General features: G+C 40.0%; 16 protein-coding genes. All 16 read left to right on the top strand.

Annotated features, from left to right (window positions below):
• Positions 1–12: 12 nt before the first annotated feature.
• The gene (locus J4G36_RS10940) at positions 13–1191 is read left to right on the top strand and encodes a CDP-glycerol glycerophosphotransferase family protein (RefSeq protein WP_210470030.1); all 1179 of its coding nucleotides are present in this window, start codon (positions 13–15) and stop codon (positions 1189–1191) included.
• Between the two features lie 28 nt (positions 1192–1219).
• Complete coding sequence (locus J4G36_RS10935) at positions 1220–2026, top strand: ABC transporter permease (protein WP_210470029.1); 807 nt, start codon at positions 1220–1222, stop codon at positions 2024–2026.
• An 18-nt stretch (positions 2027–2044) separates the two neighbouring features.
• Positions 2045–2854 carry a teichoic acids export ABC transporter ATP-binding subunit TagH gene (tagH, locus tag J4G36_RS10930; protein WP_210470028.1) on the top strand — a complete coding sequence of 270 codons (810 nt, stop codon included), beginning with the start codon at positions 2045–2047 and terminating at the stop codon, positions 2852–2854.
• Between the two features lie 358 nt (positions 2855–3212).
• Positions 3213–4292, top strand: coding sequence for a Gfo/Idh/MocA family protein (locus J4G36_RS10925; protein ID WP_210470027.1), 1080 nt, complete (start codon positions 3213–3215; stop codon positions 4290–4292).
• The gene (locus tag J4G36_RS10920) at positions 4240–5568 is read left to right on the top strand and encodes a nucleotide sugar dehydrogenase (protein WP_210470026.1); all 1329 of its coding nucleotides are present in this window, start codon (positions 4240–4242) and stop codon (positions 5566–5568) included. Before J4G36_RS10925 ends, J4G36_RS10920 begins: the two co-directional genes overlap by 53 nt.
• Before the next feature lies 1 nt (position 5569).
• Complete coding sequence (locus tag J4G36_RS18710; protein WP_210470025.1) at positions 5570–5983, top strand: lipopolysaccharide biosynthesis protein; 414 nt, start codon at positions 5570–5572, stop codon at positions 5981–5983.
• On the top strand, positions 5883–6875 hold the full coding sequence (locus J4G36_RS18540) for an oligosaccharide flippase family protein (protein WP_256439582.1): 993 nt from the start codon (positions 5883–5885) through the stop codon (positions 6873–6875). Before J4G36_RS18710 ends, J4G36_RS18540 begins: the two co-directional genes overlap by 101 nt.
• The gene (locus J4G36_RS10905; protein WP_210470023.1) at positions 6872–8074 is read left to right on the top strand and encodes a glycosyltransferase; all 1203 of its coding nucleotides are present in this window, start codon (positions 6872–6874) and stop codon (positions 8072–8074) included. The genes J4G36_RS18540 and J4G36_RS10905 overlap by 4 nt, the downstream gene beginning before the upstream one ends.
• Entirely contained in the window at positions 8075–9223 is a 1149-nt protein-coding gene (locus J4G36_RS10900; protein WP_210470022.1) for a glycosyltransferase family 4 protein, read from the top strand. It abuts the gene before it with no gap.
• Entirely contained in the window at positions 9220–10323 is a 1104-nt protein-coding gene (locus J4G36_RS10895; protein WP_210470021.1) for a DegT/DnrJ/EryC1/StrS family aminotransferase, read from the top strand. The genes J4G36_RS10900 and J4G36_RS10895 overlap by 4 nt, the downstream gene beginning before the upstream one ends.
• Positions 10320–11390: a non-hydrolyzing UDP-N-acetylglucosamine 2-epimerase gene (gene wecB, locus J4G36_RS10890; RefSeq protein WP_210470020.1), complete on the top strand. Its 1071-nt coding sequence runs from the start codon at positions 10320–10322 to the stop codon at positions 11388–11390. The genes J4G36_RS10895 and wecB overlap by 4 nt, the downstream gene beginning before the upstream one ends.
• 48 nt (positions 11391–11438) lie before the next feature.
• Positions 11439–12146 carry an acyltransferase gene (locus tag J4G36_RS10885; protein WP_210470019.1) on the top strand — a complete coding sequence of 236 codons (708 nt, stop codon included), beginning with the start codon at positions 11439–11441 and terminating at the stop codon, positions 12144–12146.
• Between the two features lie 12 nt (positions 12147–12158).
• On the top strand, positions 12159–13394 hold the full coding sequence (locus J4G36_RS10880) for a glycosyltransferase family 4 protein (RefSeq protein WP_210470018.1): 1236 nt from the start codon (positions 12159–12161) through the stop codon (positions 13392–13394).
• Between the two features lie 34 nt (positions 13395–13428).
• Positions 13429–14415, top strand: a complete 987-nt coding sequence (locus J4G36_RS10875; protein ID WP_210470017.1) for an NAD(P)-binding domain-containing protein — start codon at positions 13429–13431, stop codon at positions 14413–14415.
• Positions 14351–15025, top strand: coding sequence for a sugar transferase (locus J4G36_RS10870; RefSeq protein WP_210470016.1), 675 nt, complete (start codon positions 14351–14353; stop codon positions 15023–15025). The genes J4G36_RS10875 and J4G36_RS10870 overlap by 65 nt, the downstream gene beginning before the upstream one ends.
• A gap of 554 nt (positions 15026–15579) precedes the next feature.
• On the top strand, positions 15580–20763 hold the full coding sequence (locus J4G36_RS10865) for a S8 family serine peptidase (RefSeq protein WP_210470015.1): 5184 nt from the start codon (positions 15580–15582) through the stop codon (positions 20761–20763).
• Positions 20764–20854 lie beyond the last annotated feature (91 nt).

Genomic DNA, 20854 nt, shown 5'->3' with positions numbered 1-20854 from the left:
GAGGGATTAAATGTGTTAACAAAAATTAAAAAATCCAAAATAACACTATCGTTATTTAAAATTGTCTTTCTAGCACTTGGTTTATTGCCAAAAAAGAAAGACTTGATAATTTTTGAAAGTTTTCATGGAAAACAATACAGCGATAGTCCTCGTTCTATTTATGAATATCTAGCCAAAAAACATCCGAACTATAAATTGGTATGGAGTATTGACCGCGGCAGCGTACCTCTTTTTACTGCGCTTGGAATTCCTTATGTTAAACGCTTTTCACCGAAATGGTTTTTAATGAAGCCAAGAGCAAAGTATTGGGTGAACAATGTGCGGCTACCCATTTGGATGCCAAGACCGAAAGGGACAACTTATTTACAAACATGGCACGGGACGCCCTTAAAAAAGTTAGGTCTTGATATTGATGAAGTTCATATCCCGGGATCGACCCGAAAAACTTATAAAGAAGATATACTAAAAGAATCAAAAAATTGGTCCTATCTCATTTCTCCAAACAACTATTCAAGTGGAATATTTAGGAGTGCATTTGGGTTTAATGGGGTAATGATAGAGAGTGGCTATCCACGGAATGACAAACTATATACGGCTAGTGAAACCGAAGTTGCTGACATTAAAGAGACGCTTAAAATTCCGAAGGATAAAAAGATTATTCTTTACGCACCTACATGGCGGGACGATGATTATTTCAAGGTAGGCCAATATAAATTTACATTTCAATTTGAATTAGATAAGATGAAGGAACGTTTTGGGGACGAGTTCGTTCTATTGACGAGAATGCATTATCTTGTCGCTGAAAACTTTGATTTTACCGCATACGGAGACTTCGTGAAAGACGTTTCATCCTATCCCGATATAGCGGAATTATATTTGGTGAGTGATATATTAATTACGGATTATTCTTCGGTCTTTTTTGATTATGCGGGCCTGAATCGACCGATTATTTTTTATATGTACGACATCGAAGATTATCGAGATCGTCTAAGAGGTTTTTATTTTGATATTGAAAAAGATGCACCGGGACCCATTGTTGAAAATGAGGAAGACTTATTTGAAGCAATCGATTATGCGCTAGAAAATGGACATGTTTCACCTGAAGCGTTTAAAAGTTTCCAAGACCGTTTCTGTTACCTAGAAGATGGGAAAGCTACAGAGCGAGTCGTTAAACAATTATTCGCTAGATAAAATGATAAAAGGCAAGTGAGGAAGATATATGAAATCTTCAATCATCGTATTGAAAGAACAAATAAAAAATTTCCATCTCCTGAGAAGACTCTCTTGGTATGAAATAAAAAGCCAAACAAGCGGAAATTATCTAGGGGCAGCTTGGGAAATTATTAACCCAGCGATCCAAATAATGATTTATTGGTTTGTATTTGGTTTTGGAATTAGACAACGAGAACCAATCGGAGATGTTGAATATTTCCAATGGTTATTTGCAGGGATTTTAGTGTGGTTCTTTCTGAACCAAGGGTTAATGAAGGCGACTAGGTCGATCTATCAAAAAATTAGAATGTTATCGAAGATGAACTTTCCGATGAGTGTAATTCCTAATTATATTGTCGTTTCGCAGTTTTACCCTCATCTATTTTTGTTGGTTATTGGCATCATCATTTTGCAATTTATGGGTTTTCCGATATCCATTTATTATTTGCAATTACCCATTTATACTTTTGCGGCTGTAGCGTTACTATTTAGCTTGTCACTGATTACATCAACCCTTGCAACGATTGTTCGAGATGTTGCGATGATGTTGCAAGCTACGATGAGAATGCTGTTGTATTTATCGCCAATCCTTTGGCCGCCAACCTTGCTTCCTGAAAGTTGGCAACCATGGTTAAAACTAAATCCTTTCTACTTTATTATAGAAGGGTATAGAAATACATTATTGGGTCAAAGTTGGTATTTCTTAGAGAATCCAATGTACACGCTGTACTTTTTCGGGTTACTGCTCGTTCTATTCATGATTGGATCTTATTTGCACGTAAAGTTCAGAAGTCAGTTTATTGACTTTCTGTAAATATGGAAGTGAATTTAAATGTCGAAATCAGTTGTTGTTAAAGATTTGTCGAAAGAATATAAATTGTTTTCAAGCAAGTCTGAGCGTATTCTTGACTTGCTTCTTCCTCATAAAGAATACGGGGAATCTTTCTACGCGTTAAGAGATGTGTCTTTTGAAGTCGAAAAAGGCGATATTATTGGTTTTGTCGGAGTTAACGGCTCCGGGAAGTCTACTCTTGCAAACTTATTGGCAGGAATCGTTCCGAAAACATCCGGCTCTATAGAGATTGATGGTGATGTTGCATTAATCGCTGTGAATGCCGGACTAGATAATAAACTGACTGGACGAGAAAATATTGAGTTGAAATTATTGATGCTCGGTTTTTCTAAGAAGGAAATTTTGGGAATGGAAGATGAAATCATTGAGTTCGCTGAGCTGGAAAAGTTTATTGATCAACCAGTGAAATCCTATTCGAGCGGGATGAAGTCCCGACTCGGGTTTTCAATTTCAGTTAGAGTCAATCCCGATATACTCATTATTGATGAAGCTTTATCTGTTGGTGATAAAGCATTCGCAGAAAAAAGTTTGGCGAAAATGCATGAGTTTAAAGAGCAAGGTAAAACAATGTTTTTCGTCAGTCACTCAATTGGGCAAATGAAACAGTTTTGTGAAAAGGTCTTGTGGCTCGAATATGGCGTCCTAAAAGAATTCGGAGACGCACAGGAAGTCCTTAAAAACTACGATAATTTCCTGAAGGAATACGGGAAAATGAGTAAAAAAGAGAAAAAGAAACACCGCGATGATGGAATGGCTAGAAGACTAAATAGCAAAGCTGAAGTGAAATAAGCGACAGAATGAAAAGTGTAAGAGGAACTTCCTCTTATGCTTTTTTTGTTCTTAATCAAAAAGATACTAGCGTTTCGTGAGGGGGAAAGGTCCTGACTTGCAAGCGAAATCTTTTGAGTGCAAGCAAAGGTCGTATATGTGCAATCAAAACCTATTTTACCATCAGTTTATTCAGAGAACCCCCTCCAGATGACTCCATATAATAACACCGTTCGCCATCCCTCTAATCTATTATGTATAAATTTACAATCATCGTAAAAACGTGATAACATGTCAGCGAAACGAGATACTATGATATAATTATAATATTGAAGAAACGCATCACCTAAAATTATCAATAACATTGTGAGGGTTATACATGAATTTTGCTATCATCGGATGCGGTTTTATTTCAATAAAACATGCAGAAACAATAAAAAAAATTAGCGGTTCGAAAATTGTGGCGGTTTGCGATAAAAATCCTGCGGCAATGAAACGTTATGAAATAGAATTTGGCGCGACAGCGTATACAAATATAGAAGAAATGTTGGCTTCTGAAAACATAGATATCGTCAACATTTGTACGCCAAGCGGGTCGCATGCGAATATTGCTGAACTTGCAGCATTTTACGGGAAACATATAATAGTTGAAAAACCGATGGCACTATCTCTCGAAGATACGGACCGGATCCTCCAAGCAACCAAAACGAATAATGTGAAACTTGCGGTCGTCCATCCGAATCGGTTTCGTCCAGCCGTTATGAAGTTGCATGAAATTATGCAAGAAGGACACTTAGGTAAAATTAGTCACGCGCTCTGTGTCGTTAATTGGAACCGCGGGCAACATTACTACGACCAAGCACCATGGCGCGGTACAAAAGAACAGGACGGCGGCGTATTAATGAATCAAGCAATCCATAACTTGGATTTACTTTTGTCGTTCATGGGAACACCGACAGAAGTATTTAGTATGGGAGCGACTCGCCTTCGTGACATTGAGGTAGAAGACGTGTCGACGGGTGTCATTCGTTTTGAATCGGGTGCACTTGCGACAGTTCAAGCATCGACAACCGTTTATCCGCAAAACTATGAAGAATCCCTGACGATTTTCGGTGAAAAAGGAACCGTGAAAATAGGCGGAGCACATGCGCTTTATTTTGAAACTTTGGAAATTGAAAATTTAACTGAAAAAGAAATCGGTCAAATGATTAGTGAAGTTGAGTCGGATCCTTGGGGCACACCCGGACATGAGCGAATCATTCGAGATATGATTGAAGCGATTAATGAAGATAAAGCACCTGTAATTTCCGGCGAAGACGGGCGCAATGCTGTTGAAATCGTTCTAGCATTCTACGAATCCGCCGAGAAAAATAGGCTGGTTAAAATTAAGGAAAGAGGAGAGCCGAATGACAAAAACAAAAGCAAGACCACAAAATCTTATCAAGCAGTTCGAGTCTAAAAAAGCTACAATTGGTGTCGTCGGTCTTGGTTACGTCGGTCTCCCGCTAGCTGTAGAAAAAGCGAAAGCCGGTTTTACTGTGATTGGTTTTGACATACAAGAAGAAAAGGTCGGCATGGTAAACGACGGAAATAACTATATTGGAGATGTCGTTCAAGAAGATCTTCAACACTTAGTGAATAAGCAGCGATTGACAGCGACGAGCGACTACGCTTTTCTGCAAGATGTTGATGCAGTTGCAATTTGCGTCCCGACGCCATTAGATATCTATAAACAACCGAATATGCAATATGTCGAGAGTTCCGCTAGATCCATTGCGGCTAATATTAGTCCGGGCACACTGGTTGTCCTAGAAAGCACGACGTACCCTGGAACTACGGAAAAACTCATTAAACCAATCCTGGAAGAAGCGGGTTTTATCATTGGTGAAAATATCTTTCTAGCCTACTCGCCAGAACGTGTAGATCCTGGGAATAAACAATTCAACACGAAAAACACACCGAAAGTTGTCGGGGGTGTAACGGAAGAATGCACAAAAGTGGCGGCGGCATTATACCGCGCAGTTCTGGACGGCGACGTGCACGAAGTATCGAGCCCGAAAGTCGCGGAAATGGAAAAACTGTTGGAAAACACCTTTCGAAATATTAACATTGCGCTTGCCAATGAAATGGCAATCCTATGCCATAAAATGGACATTGATGTGTGGGAAGTCATTGATGCAGCAGCGACAAAGCCATATGGTTTTATGCCGTTTTATCCGGGACCAGGAATCGGCGGCCATTGCATACCAATAGATCCGTGGTATTTAACTTGGATTGCGCGAGAACATAATTACCACATGAAACTAATCGAATCCGCCGGTGAAATAAATGACAGTATGCCAGATTTCATTATTCAACGTTGTACCGAAGTGTTAAATGAACAACGAAAATCGGTGAATGGTTCGAAAATTATCGTACTCGGGGTCGCCTATAAAAAAGACATTGATGATTACAGGGAGTCGCCTATATTGCCTGTACTGAAAAAGCTCTCCGAACTTGGTGCTGAATGGGAAGTTGTCGACCCATATATACCGCAATTCGTAGTCAATGATGAGTTAGTTGAAACAGTGGCGCTTACGAAAGAGAAGCTAGTCGAAGCGGACCTCGTGATTATCGCGACGGATCATAGCGTGTTTGATTATGACTTGCTACATAAATACGCCAATTTAATCATTGATACACGCAATTCTGCGGTAAATCGCGCGGACATTAACCCGAGCTATCAGAAGATATAAAATGTCGACTAAAACTAGCACGAAAAGAAACTCATTATATCTACTAATCGGATTGTCTTTTTCGCAACTTATTAACTTCTTAACGTTGCCAATCATTACCCGGCTCTTTACACCGGATGATTACGGCGTTTTTACAATCGCAATGACAATTAGTACATTTTTTATTATCATATCGACATTAAATTACGATAAAGCGGTCATCTTGCCGAAAGAAGAAAATAAATCGAAAAAACCTTTTACGGATTATCGTTATCAATTCGTTTGCTTTATCGTTAATCAGCATTGCGGTAGTATTTCTCGCACAACTATACAAAATGCCGTTATTAAAAGAGAAGGGTTTGACGGGGACAGTCCTAATCCTTCTCATATGTATTACATTTTTCACGGCAATTTACCAAGCATTTTATTATTATAACAATCGTTTTGATCGTTATTTGAAAATGTCTATGTCTCGCATTATTATGTCAGTTGTTTTTGTCGGATTGGCGATACTGTTTCCGACGTTTTATAGGGATTCATCCGTGGAATATTTATTAATCGCGCAGCTAGTCTCCGTTTTTGGTGTCTGTTTATTTTTGTATATGCCCAAACAATTTCCACTATCAACATGGAAATTTAGAAAAAGTCGCGCTGGAATGATAGAAACCGCAAAAGAATATTCATCATTTCCAAAGTACAATGTGCCGCATGCTATTTTGGATATCGTATCCGCTAACTTGATTATCGTCATGATTACGATTCTCTATAATATGGCCTATGTAGGTTTATTTGCGGTGGTACTTCGCGTGTTGAAGGCTCCAATTAGTTTAATCGGAACTAGTTTGTCGCAAGTATACAATCGCGAAGTGGCTAAAATGCTACAAGAAAAACAATATGACCGGGTTCGTGCTAAAACAAAAGGATTAATCATAAAACTAATCTTTGTTTCGACACCGTTATTTATTGTATTCGCATTTTTCTCTGAAACGATCTTCGATTTATTCTTAGGTGAAAAGTGGATTGGTGCTGGGAAAATTGCGTCCATTTTGATTATCTGGATTTCGATTAACTTTATTTCATCGCCAATTTCCCAGACTTATATATTAGTCGGTGAACAAAAAAAGGCGTTAATGCTTTCAGGTGCTCAAAATATCTTGTTGACGATTTATTTTGGATTGTCATTTTTCTTGAAGCTAGAATTCATGACTTTTTTACTTTATTTCTCGCTTATTAGCGCATTTAATAATTTGGTGTTTGCGATTTGGACGTACAAAATTACAAACGGTGAATACTTAAAAAAGAAATTGAACACTGGAGGAATAACTTGAAGGTTTTAGTTATGTCTCATATGTACCCCCATCTTAATAATCCCAATTCAGGTACGTTTGTCCACGAACAAGTGGTTGAACTGCAAAGACAAGGGATTGAGGTTGTCGTACTATGCACATTGTCGAAAAGTGCGAAAGTTTTATCGTACATATCCCAGAAGTGGAAAAATTACTATGAACAGCCTTCATTTGTTGAGCTTGACGGAATACCTGTCCATTTCAACAATTATTTGGTTATTCCGCGCAACTTTTTTTACCATACATCGGGAACACGGATGTATAACGGAATTGTTGAGAAAGCGACGAGGTTGCATGAATTACATCACTTCGATTTGATCCACGCCCATGTCGCGCTACCAGATGGCTACGCAGCGATAAAGCTCGGTGAAAAACTGGGTATTCCCGTCATCACAACAATTCACGGGCAAGACGTTCAAACCGTCATACATAAAAGTGCAAAATGCAAAGAGAAAATCGAATTCGTCATCGAACAATCTGATGCGACTGTTTTTGTTAGCAATAAATTATTGCGACTTAAAGAACAACAATTATCGACAGAAAATGATCGGAGCGTCGTGATCAACAATGGTTTGCCTACACTATTTACTGATGCGTCAAGCGTAAAACGAAGTACTAAGCAGCCGATTCAATTAATCAGCATCTCGAATCTCAAACATACCAAAGGACTAAATTATAATCTCGAAGCTTTAAGTGAATTAAAAGCAGAAGGATTTACCTTTCATTATTCAATTGTCGGTGAAGGTGAAGAAAAAGAAAGTTTAAAAGCGCTTGTCACAAAGTACGATTTGGACAATGAAGTATCCTTTTTAGGTCTATTGAACAGACAAGAAGTTCTGCAACAACTGCAAAAATCGGATATATTCACAATGCCTAGTTGGCAAGAAGGTTTTGGAATGGTGTATGTAGAAGCGATGTCACAAGGTTTGCCGGTCATTGCATGTCTTGGCGAAGGAATCGAAGACGTTGTAAGTAACGGGGAAAATGGCTTTTTAGTTAAACCAAAAGATTATTTGGAACTAAAAGAAGTGCTCGCTCGACTATTCAATGACGAAGAATTACGTCATAACATAGGCAAAAATGCCGAAAGTATGATCAAAAGCAACTTTACTTTATCGAAAGTCGTTAAACAGTTAATAGACTTATATGATTCAGTTTTAAATCGAAATGGGGGAAATTGATTGGAAACCATAAACATGCTTCAATTGAACTCCTATTTCATAGCCAATAAACTTCATCAAAAGCTGACGTCGACAATGCTTTCAAAAAATGTCCAGCAAACGATGTACATTCCGATAAAGTCAAAAGAACTTGAAAATCGAAATATTGTCGACTCAGATCAACTTGAATTTCATTATGATTATATATTAAAAAAACAGGATCGCTTTTTATATAAAGGGAAGATAAAAAAACAGTTAAAAAGAATTGAAGAAAAAATCCCTGACATAAAAGAATTCGATCTAATTCATGCACATACGCTATTTAGCGACGGTGGAACGGCGTATTTATTGCATCAAAAGTATGGACTTAACTACGTAGTTTCGGTTCGCAGCGCGGATATTTATGCGTTTTATAAATATGCCTTTTTCCATCGACCATTTATTCATCAGGTGCTAAAACATGCGTCAGCCGTCGTTTTTATATCACATGCTTATAAAAAGCAGACTTTCGATGTATTGCCCAAAAAAGTTGTGAAGGCAATTGAACATAAAACAAAAGTGATTCCGAATGGCATCGATGATAAATGGTTCGAAACGACGCCTATTCAAAGAAACGATAGTATCAAACCGATTCGATTATTATTTACTGGATCATTAGATAAAAATAAAAACCTGAGTACCGTGCTAAAACTGGTGCATAGTCTTAAATACGATGACGATAAGGAAATCTTCTTAAACGTAGCGGGTGATGGACCGTTAAAAAAGAAATTGATGACCGAGTGCAAATGGCTCAATTTACAAGAAATGGTTTATTTCCACGGAAATGTATCTATTGAAAAGTTGCGCGCACTGGCGGATGAATCAGATGTCTTCATCCTGCCTTCATATAAAGAAACTTTCGGAATTTCCTATGTTGAAGCGATGTCACGGGGCTTGCCGATTATCTATACGCGCGGCGAGGGGATTGATGGATTTTTTCCTGAAGGCGTAGTTGGTTATTCATCATATCCTGACGATGTATATGATATGGCCGAAAGTATCGACCTAATCCAGAACAGTTATACCGAGATATCTAATAACTGCATCCAAGAATCTAAACGATTTAATTGGCATGATATTGCAAATGAATATAGAGCGCTTTATGAAGCTGTAAAGGAGAGCGGAAAATGATTGTTCCAATGCTAGATTTATCTGAACAATATTCGTCGATGAGGGATGATATTTTAACAAAGCTAGATGAAGTCATGTCTTCATCGCAATTTATTCTTGGAAGTCATGTTAAACAAGTGGAGAAATACATCGCCGAAATGAGCGAGACAAAACACGGAATCGGTGTGGGGAATGGATCCGATGCGATTCATATCGCCCTTCAAGCTGCGGGTATTCAAAAAGGCGACGAAGTCATCACGACAGCCTTCACCTTTTTCGCGACAGCGGGCGCAATAGCCCGTGCGAATGCGAAGCCTGTTTTCGTCGATATCGACCCAATTACTTTCAATATCGATCCGTCCAAAATTGAAGCGGCGATAACAGAGAAAACGAAGGCAATCTTGCCGGTTCATCTATACGGACAACTGGCAGATATGGATCCGATTATGGCACTCGCCGAAAAATATAATTTACATGTCATCGAAGATGCCGCGCAAGCAATCGGCGCGACCTATAACGGAAAACAAGTCGGTGAATTAAGCAGCGCGGCAACATATAGCTTCTTCCCGACGAAAAATCTAGGGGCGTACGGAGACGGCGGAATGATTGTGTCGAATAACGATGACCTGGCCGAACAAGCGCGAATTATTCGCGTTCATGGAAGCAAACCGAAATATCACCATCATGTTTTAGGCTATAACAGCCGATTGGATGAAATGCAGGCCGCGATATTAAGCGTGAAACTTCCACATTTATCGACATGGAGCGAAAAACGTCGAAAACATGCGGATTATTATACGAAAAGATTAACTGAATGCAAATCAGTTATCACACCGACTGAAGTTGAAGGAAATTATCACGTCTTTCATCAATACACATTACGTGTCGAAAATCGAGATGAACTACAACAATTCTTAAAAGAACAAGGCATATCAACGATGATCTATTATCCAATTCCTTTACATGTTCAACCTGTGTTCAAAGATCTCGGATATGAAGTAGGCGATTTGCCAGAAACTGAAAAAGCGGCGAAAGAAGCATTATCATTACCGATGTTCCCAGAACTGAAGAAAGACCAACAAGACTATGTCATTGAAAAAGTATTGGAGTTTTATTCATGAAAAAAGTGATGACGATTGCTGGAACCAGACCACAACTAGTGAAAGTGGCTGCAGTCTCCAGAGTGCTGCGCGAGTCTTTCGAAGAAGTCCTCGTAAATACAGGTCAACATTATGATTATCAAATGGCGGGTGTATTTTTCGATGAGCTTAATATACCGAAACCCGATTATGACTTAGGAATCGGATCGGATACGCATGGCCGACAAACAGGGAAAATGTTAATCGCTGTTGAAGAAGTGGTAGAGAAAGAAAATCCTGACATCATACTTGTCTATGGAGATACGAATTCCACGCTTGCCGGCGCAATAATTGCGAGCAAATTACATATTCCACTTGTGCATATCGAAGCTGGACTTCGGAGCTACAATAAAAAAATGCCGGAAGAAATTAACCGAATTATGACAGATCACGTCGCAACCTTATTATTTGCGCCTTCAGATTTGGCAGTAGAAAATTTGGCGAAAGAAGGAATCCAACAAGGCGTTCACCAGGTCGGTGATGTTATGTATGATGCTGTTCTTTATAACATGGAAATCGCAGAGCAGGCACATTCCCTAGAAAATTATCATTTAACAAGTGGTAATTATATACTTAGTACCATTCACCGTGCTGAAAACACGGATGATCCGAAACGTTTGGAAGCAATTTTGAATGCTTTTGCAGCCCTTGATGAAAAAGTCATTTTACCCTTGCATCCAAGAACGAAAAGTAAAATTGACACCTTCGGATTACATTCAATACTAGAAAGAGCATCGAAAATTGAAATAATCGAACCACTCTCCTATCTAGAAATGTTACTATTAGAGAAGCATGCAAAAGCAATCGTTACCGATTCGGGCGGCGTACAAAAAGAAGCCTATTTCGCCAAAGTGCCGTGTATCACATTACGCGATCAAACTGAATGGACGGAAACGATTGAAGCTGGGTGGAACCAATTAGTAAACCCATTAACCGACAACTTGCCAGAAATACTAGCGAATATCAAACACGGCAAACCGATTGAAGACTTATACGGTGACGGCGAAGCCGCAAAGAAAATTATCTCAATAATGAAATCTCATTTGTGAATAAAATAAGCTGGCTCGTATCGGAATCGCAGTTAGGAGCAATCTACTTTGACACTCAAAAAAGGACAAAATGTTGTCATAAGCGACAATGTGAAATTCGGGGAAAATGTAATAGTAGGAAATAACGTCGTTATTTATGAAGGAACAACGATAGGTGATAATTGTATCATCCAAGATAATGCAGTCATCGGGAAGCAACCGACACGGGCAAAAGCTTCTATTTTACCGGATGTTGATCAATTACCCCCTGCCCACATTGGAAACAGTGTGACAATCGGAACATCAGCCATCATTTATGCAAACGCGGAAATCGGCAATGATGTATTTGTCGCAGATCTGGCTACGGTTCGTGAACGGGTTCAGATCGGTGAGGCGACAATTATTGGCCGTGGTGTGGCTGTAGAAAATGATTGTACCGTGGGTAAACGTTGTAAATTGGAAACGAATTGTTATATTACGGCTTATTCTGAGCTCGGCGATTATGTTTTTATTGCGCCAAATGTTGTAACGACAAATGACAACTTCATGGGGCGAACAAAAGACAGACTCGACCAATTCAAGGGTGTAACGATAAAAGATGGTGGGCGGATTGGCGCGAATGCCACGATTCTTCCGGGGAAGACAATCGACGAAGACGGGACCGTTGCAGCGGGTAGTATTGTCTCAAATAACGTCGAAAAAGAAAGTCTTGTATTGGGCTCCCCAGCAAAAGAAATTAGAAAGGTTCCGAACGAGCAATTGTTAAGGAATCAGTAAGGAAGTAAATACATGAACCTTTGGATATTTAATCATTATGCGGTAGGACCGGGATCTTCAGGATTTACAAGACATTATGACTTGGCAAGGGAGTTAGTAAAGAAGGGTTATCAAGTTACAATCATCGCGGCCTCTTTTAATTACCAAACAAAAAAAGAGGAACGTCAGTATAAAAAAAGCGAATGGTATCAAATTGAAATGCTTGATGGCATTCAATTTGTGTGGATTAAAACTATAAAGTATAAAGAGAATGATTATAGACGCGTAATAAATATGTTTGAGTACTCGATAAAAGCTTACTTCATCAAAAATGTTCTAAAAGATCAACCAACTCATGTCATTGGTTCATTAATGCATCCCTTTGCGGCAATTACTGGAGCAAAAGTTGCGAAGAATAAAAAGGCGTTTTTTATCTTTGAAGAACGGGATTTATGGCCACAGTCAATGATAGACCTTGGGAATGCTTCACCGACAAGCTTCAAAGTCAGAATGCTACGGAAAATTGAACGTTGGCTGATCAATTCATCAGATAAAATACTCTTATTATTCGACAAAGCACAGCAGTATATGTTGCAAAACGGCGTAGCGCAAGAAAAACTGATGGTCGTATCAAACGGCGTCCAATTAGAAAATTACACGAATAACTTAACACATGAATTACCAGCAGAGGTAAGCGCAGTTTTTGAAAAACACGACGGGAAACTAATCGCAGTATATACCGGTGCTCATGGCATGGCGAATAATTTAGACATGGTGCTTGACGCTGCAAAGGAATTAGAAGTGCAACATGCAAATGATATCCATTTCATTTTCTTAGGTGATGGTGTACATAAACAAGAATTAGAGAAACGACAACGTGAAGAAAACATCGGAAATGTATCTTTTCTAAGTTCTATTAAGAAAGAACATATTCCTAATTTCCTAAAGAAGGCCGACGTCGGTCTCTTGCCTTTACACGACTCACCCGTTTTTAATTGGGGAATCAGTCCGAATAAGATGTACGATTATATGGCGGCGAAATTACCTGTTGTCATAGCAACAGACATTGATCAAGATGCGCTTCATCCGGAAAACCCAAGCATTCTAATTCGCGAAAACCAGGCTGAAAACTTAGTGAAACTGTTAAGTGAACTGCAATTGGATCGTCAGAAAGCGAAAGAACTTGGCGAACAAGGGCATCAATTCATCTTGGAATATTGCACTTGGGAGACGTTAGCTGAAGACTTCTTGCGCCAGTTAAAGAGATGAAAACAAACTAATTGTTGAATGGACGTGACATATAATGAATGATAATAATATTAATTACAGCGATTATAACTATTTATATGTCAGCACAACCGCGAAGCATAATACGCCGATGCTCAGATTGCCGGATCGTAAAATAGCGAATAAGCGCACATTGAATTTTATTATCACGGATGAAGCGACCGCCGTCGACTTTTTTCATCAAGTCGATGGGAAAATTCCTGTAATCGTTGTCGATTGCGAGTCTAAACAAAACATAGACTTATATGCACTCGCCAAACAACATATTCAAAAATCCGAAGTCTATACAAACAAACCAAATGATCTCGCGGTTGAATCGACAGACGTATTGCTTCAACACCATTTTTCAGGAAATCTTGCCGGGAAAAACATCTTAATCATCGGTACTGGAAATATCGCATTCAAACTAGCATTGCGATTAGCAGAGCGCAATATACAAGTATTTATCGATGGTCGAAATGAACAGAAAGTGCGTCAAATTGTCGATACGATTAATATGGTTATCCCATTCTATAGCAAATATAAAGTAGAGAAAATGGATACAAGTCGATTTGGAGGAATGCTAGATGCCATCATTCCATTCATATCTGCTGAAAAGGCAATCGGTGAAACTTATACAAAATGGTTGCATCCAGCATCGATTTCCATTGACGGCGGAATCGGGAATTTTTCGGAAGATTATATTGCATGCGCTTTGGCTAAAAACACTAAAATAATCAGGCTAGACGTTCGAATTGCATTACCATTCATGGAGGCATCGATTATTAGTCTGTTTCCTACTTTCAATTTCTTTGAACGAGTGAGCGGCGAAAAAGTGATAGAAGGCATTACCGTTGTAGCTGGTGGAATTATAGGAAAAGAAGGATCTGTCATTGTAAACCAAATCGAAAAACCCGACCAAATAATCGGCATTGCGAACGGCTACGGAGGCGTGAAAAATGAATCCGCATTATCAACAGAAGAGAGAAGAAGTATTGAACTTCTCGGAAAACGTATTCTATAAAATGGCTAAAAGGACGTTCGATATCATCTTTAGTGTCTTTATCATTATTGCGATAAGCCCTATATTACTGTTAATATCCTTGCTTGTGAAATTAGAAGATGGCGGTCCGGTCATTTTCCAACAACAAAGGGCAGGACAAAACGGGAAAACGTTCAATATTTATAAGTTTCGGACGATGAAAGTCCAACAGGAACAGAAGGAACCTAACGAGTCGAAATATAATTGGCCGACACGTGTTCCAGATGACTTCGTTTTTAAAATGACAGATGATTTTGATCCGAATGTAACAAAAATCGGGCGGTTTCTCAGGAAATCGAGCCTGGACGAGTTACCGCAATTTTTTAATGTAGTAACAGGGGAGATGAGCATCGTCGGACCACGCCCTGAAATCATTGAAATCACAAACTGTTACGATGCTGAGCAATTTCATCGTTTACGGGTGAAACCAGGAATTACCGGTTGGGCACAAGTAAATGGTCGTAGCGAGATGAACCACGGTCGAAAAGTGGCATTAGATTTGGAATACATTCAAAATCGAAGCTTCTTACAGGATGTAAAGATAATTATGAAGACGATTAAACAAACGTTTTTTGGTAAAGGTGCTATATAAAAAATGTAAATCCTAAAATAACCTACTGCTCAAAAAGTGGGTTATTTTTTATATTTTAAAATTTTTTCAAGGACTGAATTATAAAGGATACTAGCAATCGTAACGATTCATTAGGCCTAATTATGAGACTAGGTAACATGGCCTGTTATTGCTGTTTTATCGGAAAGAAGATTTGGTTTTCGTGGGGAAACAAATCGTAATAGTGAGTCTAAAAGCCCCTTTGTGTTTAAATTCACTGAAGTCAGACTAGGTAGAATAGGAGGACTAATTTCTTGACAAATTTTTCATAATAATCTAAGGTTTAGTCGTTCCTATATTTCTATGACAACGGGGGGGATTTGATAGTATTCCATACTAGTCGTAATGATAGGGGGGAAAAAAATTAAATAATAGCCAATCGATTGGAACAAACCGACACCTATGAACTTCACTATGGATATAGTATGCTTTTTAGGTTTTTTTGTATGTCAAAAAACACGCATCAGAAGTAGATTTGCACCTACATCACGGCTCGCACACGAAATTACAGTATAAATTCAAGGGAGGAAAATTTATTGAGGAAACAGAAGCAATCACAAAAGAGGGTTTTTAATATATTCGCCTCTTTTCTCATGATTTTTTCACTACTAGCACCTGGACTTGCTGCAGCAGAGTCATCTACCAAAACGCATCATTCAGTGAACGATACTAAAACTAGCGCCAAAGACAAAGTAAGTAAGCGTTTATTGAGTAATTTTGATAACAACGAAAAAGTAACGTTTTTAGTTAAATTCAAAGAAAAGTCAAATCCTGCAAAAGTTGCAAAGGAAGCGAGAACGAGTGCGCAGTCAAGTAAGCTATCTGCACAGGAAGCGAAGTTTCAACAGCGCTCTGCCGTCGTTTCTGATCTAAAATCCGTATCGATTGAATCTCAGCAAAATGTTACGGAATTTCTAGAAAATGAGACGAAGAATGGTCATGTTGAAAGCTTCCATTCGTACTATATCGTCAATGGAATGGCGGTTACAGCTACTAAAGAAGTTGCCCAAAAGATTGCAGCTTTTGCAGAAGTTGAAAAAATATTGCCAAACGAGACACGGGAATTACACGAAGCAACTGTTACAGACGAGGAAGCACCTCAGTCTACATTAGCAAACGTTGAGTGGAATGTTGAACGTGTAAACGCACCAGGAGCTTGGGCGCAAGGTTTTGATGGCACGGGAACTGTAGTTGCCAGCATTGACACGGGCGTTCAGTGGGATCATCCAGCTTTGAAAGAGAAATATCGTGGTTATAATGCAGCAACAGAAGAAGTTGACCATGCATCTAGCTGGTTCGACCCATCCGGAGGAAGCGTTACTCCACTAGATGATCACGGTCACGGAACTCACGTTACCGGAACGATGACAGGAAGCGAACCAGATGGATCCAACCAGGTTGGAGTGGCGCCTGGCGCGAAATGGATTGCTGCCAAAGTATTTGATGAAGCTGGTTTTACAACAGATGATATTTTACTAGATGCGGCGGAATGGATGCTTGCGCCGGGCGGAGATGTGAACAATGCTCCGGATGTCGTAAATAATTCATGGGGCGGTGGACCAGGTCTAGATGAATGGTACCGTGACGCAGTCATAGCTTGGAGAGCAGCTGAAATATTCCCGGAGTTTTCGGCGGGGAATACTACATTTGGTAATCCGGGCGGTCCTGGTTCAGTCGCAGTACCTGCAAACTATCCAGAATCATTTGCCACAGGGGCAACTGATGTCAATAATAAAGTTGCGAATTTCTCATTAAGAGGACCTTCTCCGTACGGCGAAGTTAAACCAGATATTATAGCACCTGGCGTAAATATTCGTTCAAGTGTTCCTGGTGGCGGTTATGAAGGCGGTTGGAATGGGACGTCAATGTCAGGACCAGCAGTAGCTGCGGTCGCGGCACTTTTACGTCAAGTGAATGCTGCAATTACCGTTGATGAAATGGAAGAAATATTGCTAAGCACAACAACACCTTTAACTGACAGTGAATATCCAGAGGTTCCGAACAATGCATACGGTCATGGTCTAGTAGATGCGGTTCTAGCGATTGCGGCACTTCAAGATGGACTCGGTACAGTAAAGGGACAGGTAACTATTGAAGGCGAAGATACTGAAGCACCTACTTTCGAACATAAAGCACCATCAAAAACATATAGAGGAGCAAATTTAAATTTAAACATCGATGTTACTGACAATGTTAGCGTCTCATCTGTCAAAGTTAATTATCAAGTGAATGACGGTGAAGAGAAAACATTGGATGCGAAACGTAAATCCGGGAACTATAAAAACGGAAATTATGTTGTAACCATTCCAGGTGGAGAAATTGACTTAGGTTCAATCACATACGAGTGGAAGATTAACGATTTTGGAAATAATGAAGTTACGAGTGATGAATATGAAGTGCTGGTGGAAACTGGTATTTCAATAGGTTACACGCAGGATTTTGAAGCAACTCCTGATGGATGGTCATCTAACGGAACGAATGATACGTGGGAATGGGGAGTGCCGACCACTGGGCCTGGAAAAGCGTTTTCAGGTGAAAAAGTCTATGCGACAAATCTTGATGGCAACTATGCACCAGAGATGAATGCAACGCTTTCAATGCCACCAGTCGAGCTACCTGCTGATGGAGAAGCTTATTTACAATTTAATCACTGGCATAGTTTTGAATCGTATGGTGGAGATTTTTCCTATGACTTTGGGTATGTTGTTATATCCACAGATCAGGAAAATTGGTCACCACTAATGACGGTAACAGGCTATACGGCCGATTGGGAAAGTGCTGAGATTAACTTGTCAGATTACGCGGGAGAAACAGTATTTATCGGTTTCAAAGCTACATCTGATCCAAGTTTTGAAGAAGAAGGATGGTATATTGATGATATTGCACTAACGAATACATCATTAAATCTTGTCAAAACGACCGATAAGAAAACAAAGGATTTATCAAAAGAACAGGCACTAGCGCTAGCGGAAAAGAAAAAAGCAGAAGAAAATAAAACAGTAAAAGAAGAAACGACAAAAGTAGAAGCCGAAAGAATTAGTCCGTCGGTTCTTCCATTAGGTGCACAAGTAAGTGTGATTGAAACAGGAAAGTCAGTCGCTACAAATCCTGCTGATGGATCCTACAAAATGATTCTCCCAGTTGGGGAATTCACACTAAAAGCAGGCGCTTACGGTTATGAATCTAAACAACAAACGGTAACGATTAAAGATGGCGAAGAAACAAACGCGAATTTCACTCTAGAAGAATCGGTAAAAGGTACCATTGAAGGCCTAGTTACCGATAAGAAAACAGGAAGTGCAATCGAGGGGGCAACGATACTCTTAGTTGAAGATGCAAACATTTTACCAGTAAAGACTGATACAGATGGAAGCTATTCAATTACTGCTTACGAAGGAACATATACCTTAAAAGTATTTGCACTTGGTTACCATGGTGAAGAAGTCGAGGTAACTGTTGATGAAGACGGTCTTGAAATCGACGTTTCGCTTGAGCCGCATTACACCTATCCGGGTGGCGAAATTGGCTATGACGATGGAACAGCCGAGAATGCGCGTGCATTTTACGACGGAGGAAATGGTTGGGCGGTTAAAATGTCTCTACCTGAAGGAAAAAATTCTGCAATCGTAACAGATGGCGTATTCCGTTTCTGGGATACTGAATGGCCAGTACCGGGTGGAACCGAATTTGCAGTCGAAGTTTGGGATGCCGGAGCAAATGGTAACCCAGGGAAGAAACTTGCAGGGCCAATCAATGCAACTGCATTACGAGATGGGACTTGGACAGTTGTTGACCTAATGGAACACAATATCGTCGTCGACGGTGATTTCTATATGGTTTATATCCAAACCAAATCAGATCCAAATGCACCTGGTTTGGGAACCGATGAAAACGGTCCGAATGCAGGGAGAAGCTACCAATATATTGACGGACAGTGGGAGAAAACACCAGCCGATGAAGGAAACTATATGATTCGTGCACGCGTGTCATATGAAATCGGTGCACCTACTATTACTTCACCAGTTGAGGGATTAATCACAAATGAAGCAGACATTACTGTCCAAGGAACAGCTTCACCGACAACGACAGTTAAATTGACGAATAATGGAGAAGCACAAGGTTCAGCCGAAATTGGAGAAGATGGCAAATTTGCGGTAAATGCTAAACTAACTGAAGGCATGAACGAATTGATCGCAATCACATCATCAAAGGGCGAAGATATCACTGAATCTCACCCTGTCGTCGTAACTTTAGATACGGTGTTGCCTGAACTAACGCTTGATAGTCCAGTAGATGGCGACATAACAAATCAACGTACAGTAATCGTCGAAGGAATTGTATCAGATGAACATCTAGATTCGGTTACAGTGAACGGCGAGAAAGCAAGCGTTGAAGAAAACGGTAGCTACGCTAAAGAGATTATCGTTAAAGAAGGCGAAAACGAAATCACAGTAGTTGCCGCTGATTTAGCCGGTAACACAGAAACGAAAACAGTTACAATTACTGTGAATCAGACAGCACCAGTTATTGAAAATCTGCAACCGTCAAAAGACCTGACAGTCAAACCCGGCGATGAAGTCGAAGTTACTTTTGAAAGTTCGTCAAAAGGCGGGGAAGCAAGCTTTACGATACAACTTCCTGGTCAGAAAACACCACAATCTTCAGCAGCAACTGCAATGGAAGAAGTCACACCTGGATTCTACAAAGGGATTTGGACTGTTCCAGAAGCAGCGTTTGATAATGCAGTCGTTATTGTAGAGTTAACAGACATTGCTGGCAATAAATCTACAGAAGAAGCTACAGGAACGATCACGATTGTTTCTGAAGAACTACCGGGCGAAATCGATCGGATATTTGGTCCAGATCGTTACCAAACAGCAATTGAAATCAGCCAAAACGGTTGGGAATCAGCTGATACGGTAATCGTTGCACGCGGCGATAATTTCGCAGATGCACTTGCAGGTGTGCCATTAGCACATTCAGTAGATGCACCGATTTTATTGACGCAAACTAAAAAATTAACAGATGGCGTTCTCGAAGAAATTGAACGTCTAGGTGCAAGTATCGTCATTGTACTTGGGGGCGAGAATGCAGTCAGTGAAATTGTTGAAAACAAGCTAACCAAAGCGAATTTAACAGTAGAACGCGCGGGCGGTGCGAACCGATTCGCAACAGCGGCAGCAATTGCGAACCTAATTGCGCCAAACGGATCCGATGAAGTTGTCATCGCCAACGGCATGGACTTCCCGGATGCACTATCTGTCGCATCACACGCAGCACAAGCAGGCACGCCGATTCTGTTAACGACAACAGATGAAATACCTGCCGAAACACAAGGTGCACTTGATCGTTTAGGTGCAAAGAACACAATCGCAGTCGGCGGAAAAACAGTTATTTCTGAAGCTGTCGAAGCTGAACTACCAAATGCGACTCGCCTAGGCGGAAAAGATCGGTATATCACGAACACGCTAATTGCAGAACATTACAATGTAGATAATGATCATCTCTACGTCGCGACTGGCACAGGATACGCAGATGCACTAACTGGGGCAGCACTAGCAGCCAAAGCGGATAGCGCGGTATTGCTTGTCCACGCAAGAGTTCCAGAAACTGTATCAGCTTATATCACAGATCAAGAAGTCAAAGATTTGACCATCTTCGGTGGAGAAAGCGCGGTAAGCGAAAAAGTATTCAACGAGTTGAAAAGATTGATTGATTGATTGATTGAAGTGAAATGAAGCGTAGAGCCCGTTAATTCGGGCTCTATTTTATGAGAACTTCACGCACGAAATACAGTTTAAATTCAAGGGA

The organism is Sporosarcina sp. 6E9 (genome assembly GCF_017921835.1).
Lineage (GTDB): Bacteria > Bacillota > Bacilli > Bacillales_A > Planococcaceae > Sporosarcina.
The sequence above is the reverse complement of the archived record's forward strand: the minus strand, read 5'-3'. Positions and strand labels throughout refer to the sequence as shown.

Coding starts and splice junctions, on each gene's coding strand:
- J4G36_RS10935 (WP_210470029.1), top strand. CDS start 1,220: ATGAAATCTTCAATCATCGTATTGAAAGAACAAATAAAAAATTTCCAT.
- tagH (WP_210470028.1), top strand. CDS start 2,045: ATGTCGAAATCAGTTGTTGTTAAAGATTTGTCGAAAGAATATAAATTG.
- J4G36_RS18540 (WP_256439582.1), top strand. CDS start 5,883: ATGCCGTTATTAAAAGAGAAGGGTTTGACGGGGACAGTCCTAATCCTT.
- wecB (WP_210470020.1), top strand. CDS start 10,320: ATGAAAAAAGTGATGACGATTGCTGGAACCAGACCACAACTAGTGAAA.
- J4G36_RS10925 (WP_210470027.1), top strand. CDS start 3,213: ATGAATTTTGCTATCATCGGATGCGGTTTTATTTCAATAAAACATGCA.
- J4G36_RS10920 (WP_210470026.1), top strand. CDS start 4,240: ATGACAAAAACAAAAGCAAGACCACAAAATCTTATCAAGCAGTTCGAG.
- J4G36_RS10875 (WP_210470017.1), top strand. CDS start 13,429: ATGAATGATAATAATATTAATTACAGCGATTATAACTATTTATATGTC.
- J4G36_RS10880 (WP_210470018.1), top strand. CDS start 12,159: ATGAACCTTTGGATATTTAATCATTATGCGGTAGGACCGGGATCTTCA.
- J4G36_RS10895 (WP_210470021.1), top strand. CDS start 9,220: ATGATTGTTCCAATGCTAGATTTATCTGAACAATATTCGTCGATGAGG.
- J4G36_RS10870 (WP_210470016.1), top strand. CDS start 14,351: ATGAATCCGCATTATCAACAGAAGAGAGAAGAAGTATTGAACTTCTCG.
- J4G36_RS18710 (WP_210470025.1), top strand. CDS start 5,570: ATGTCGACTAAAACTAGCACGAAAAGAAACTCATTATATCTACTAATC.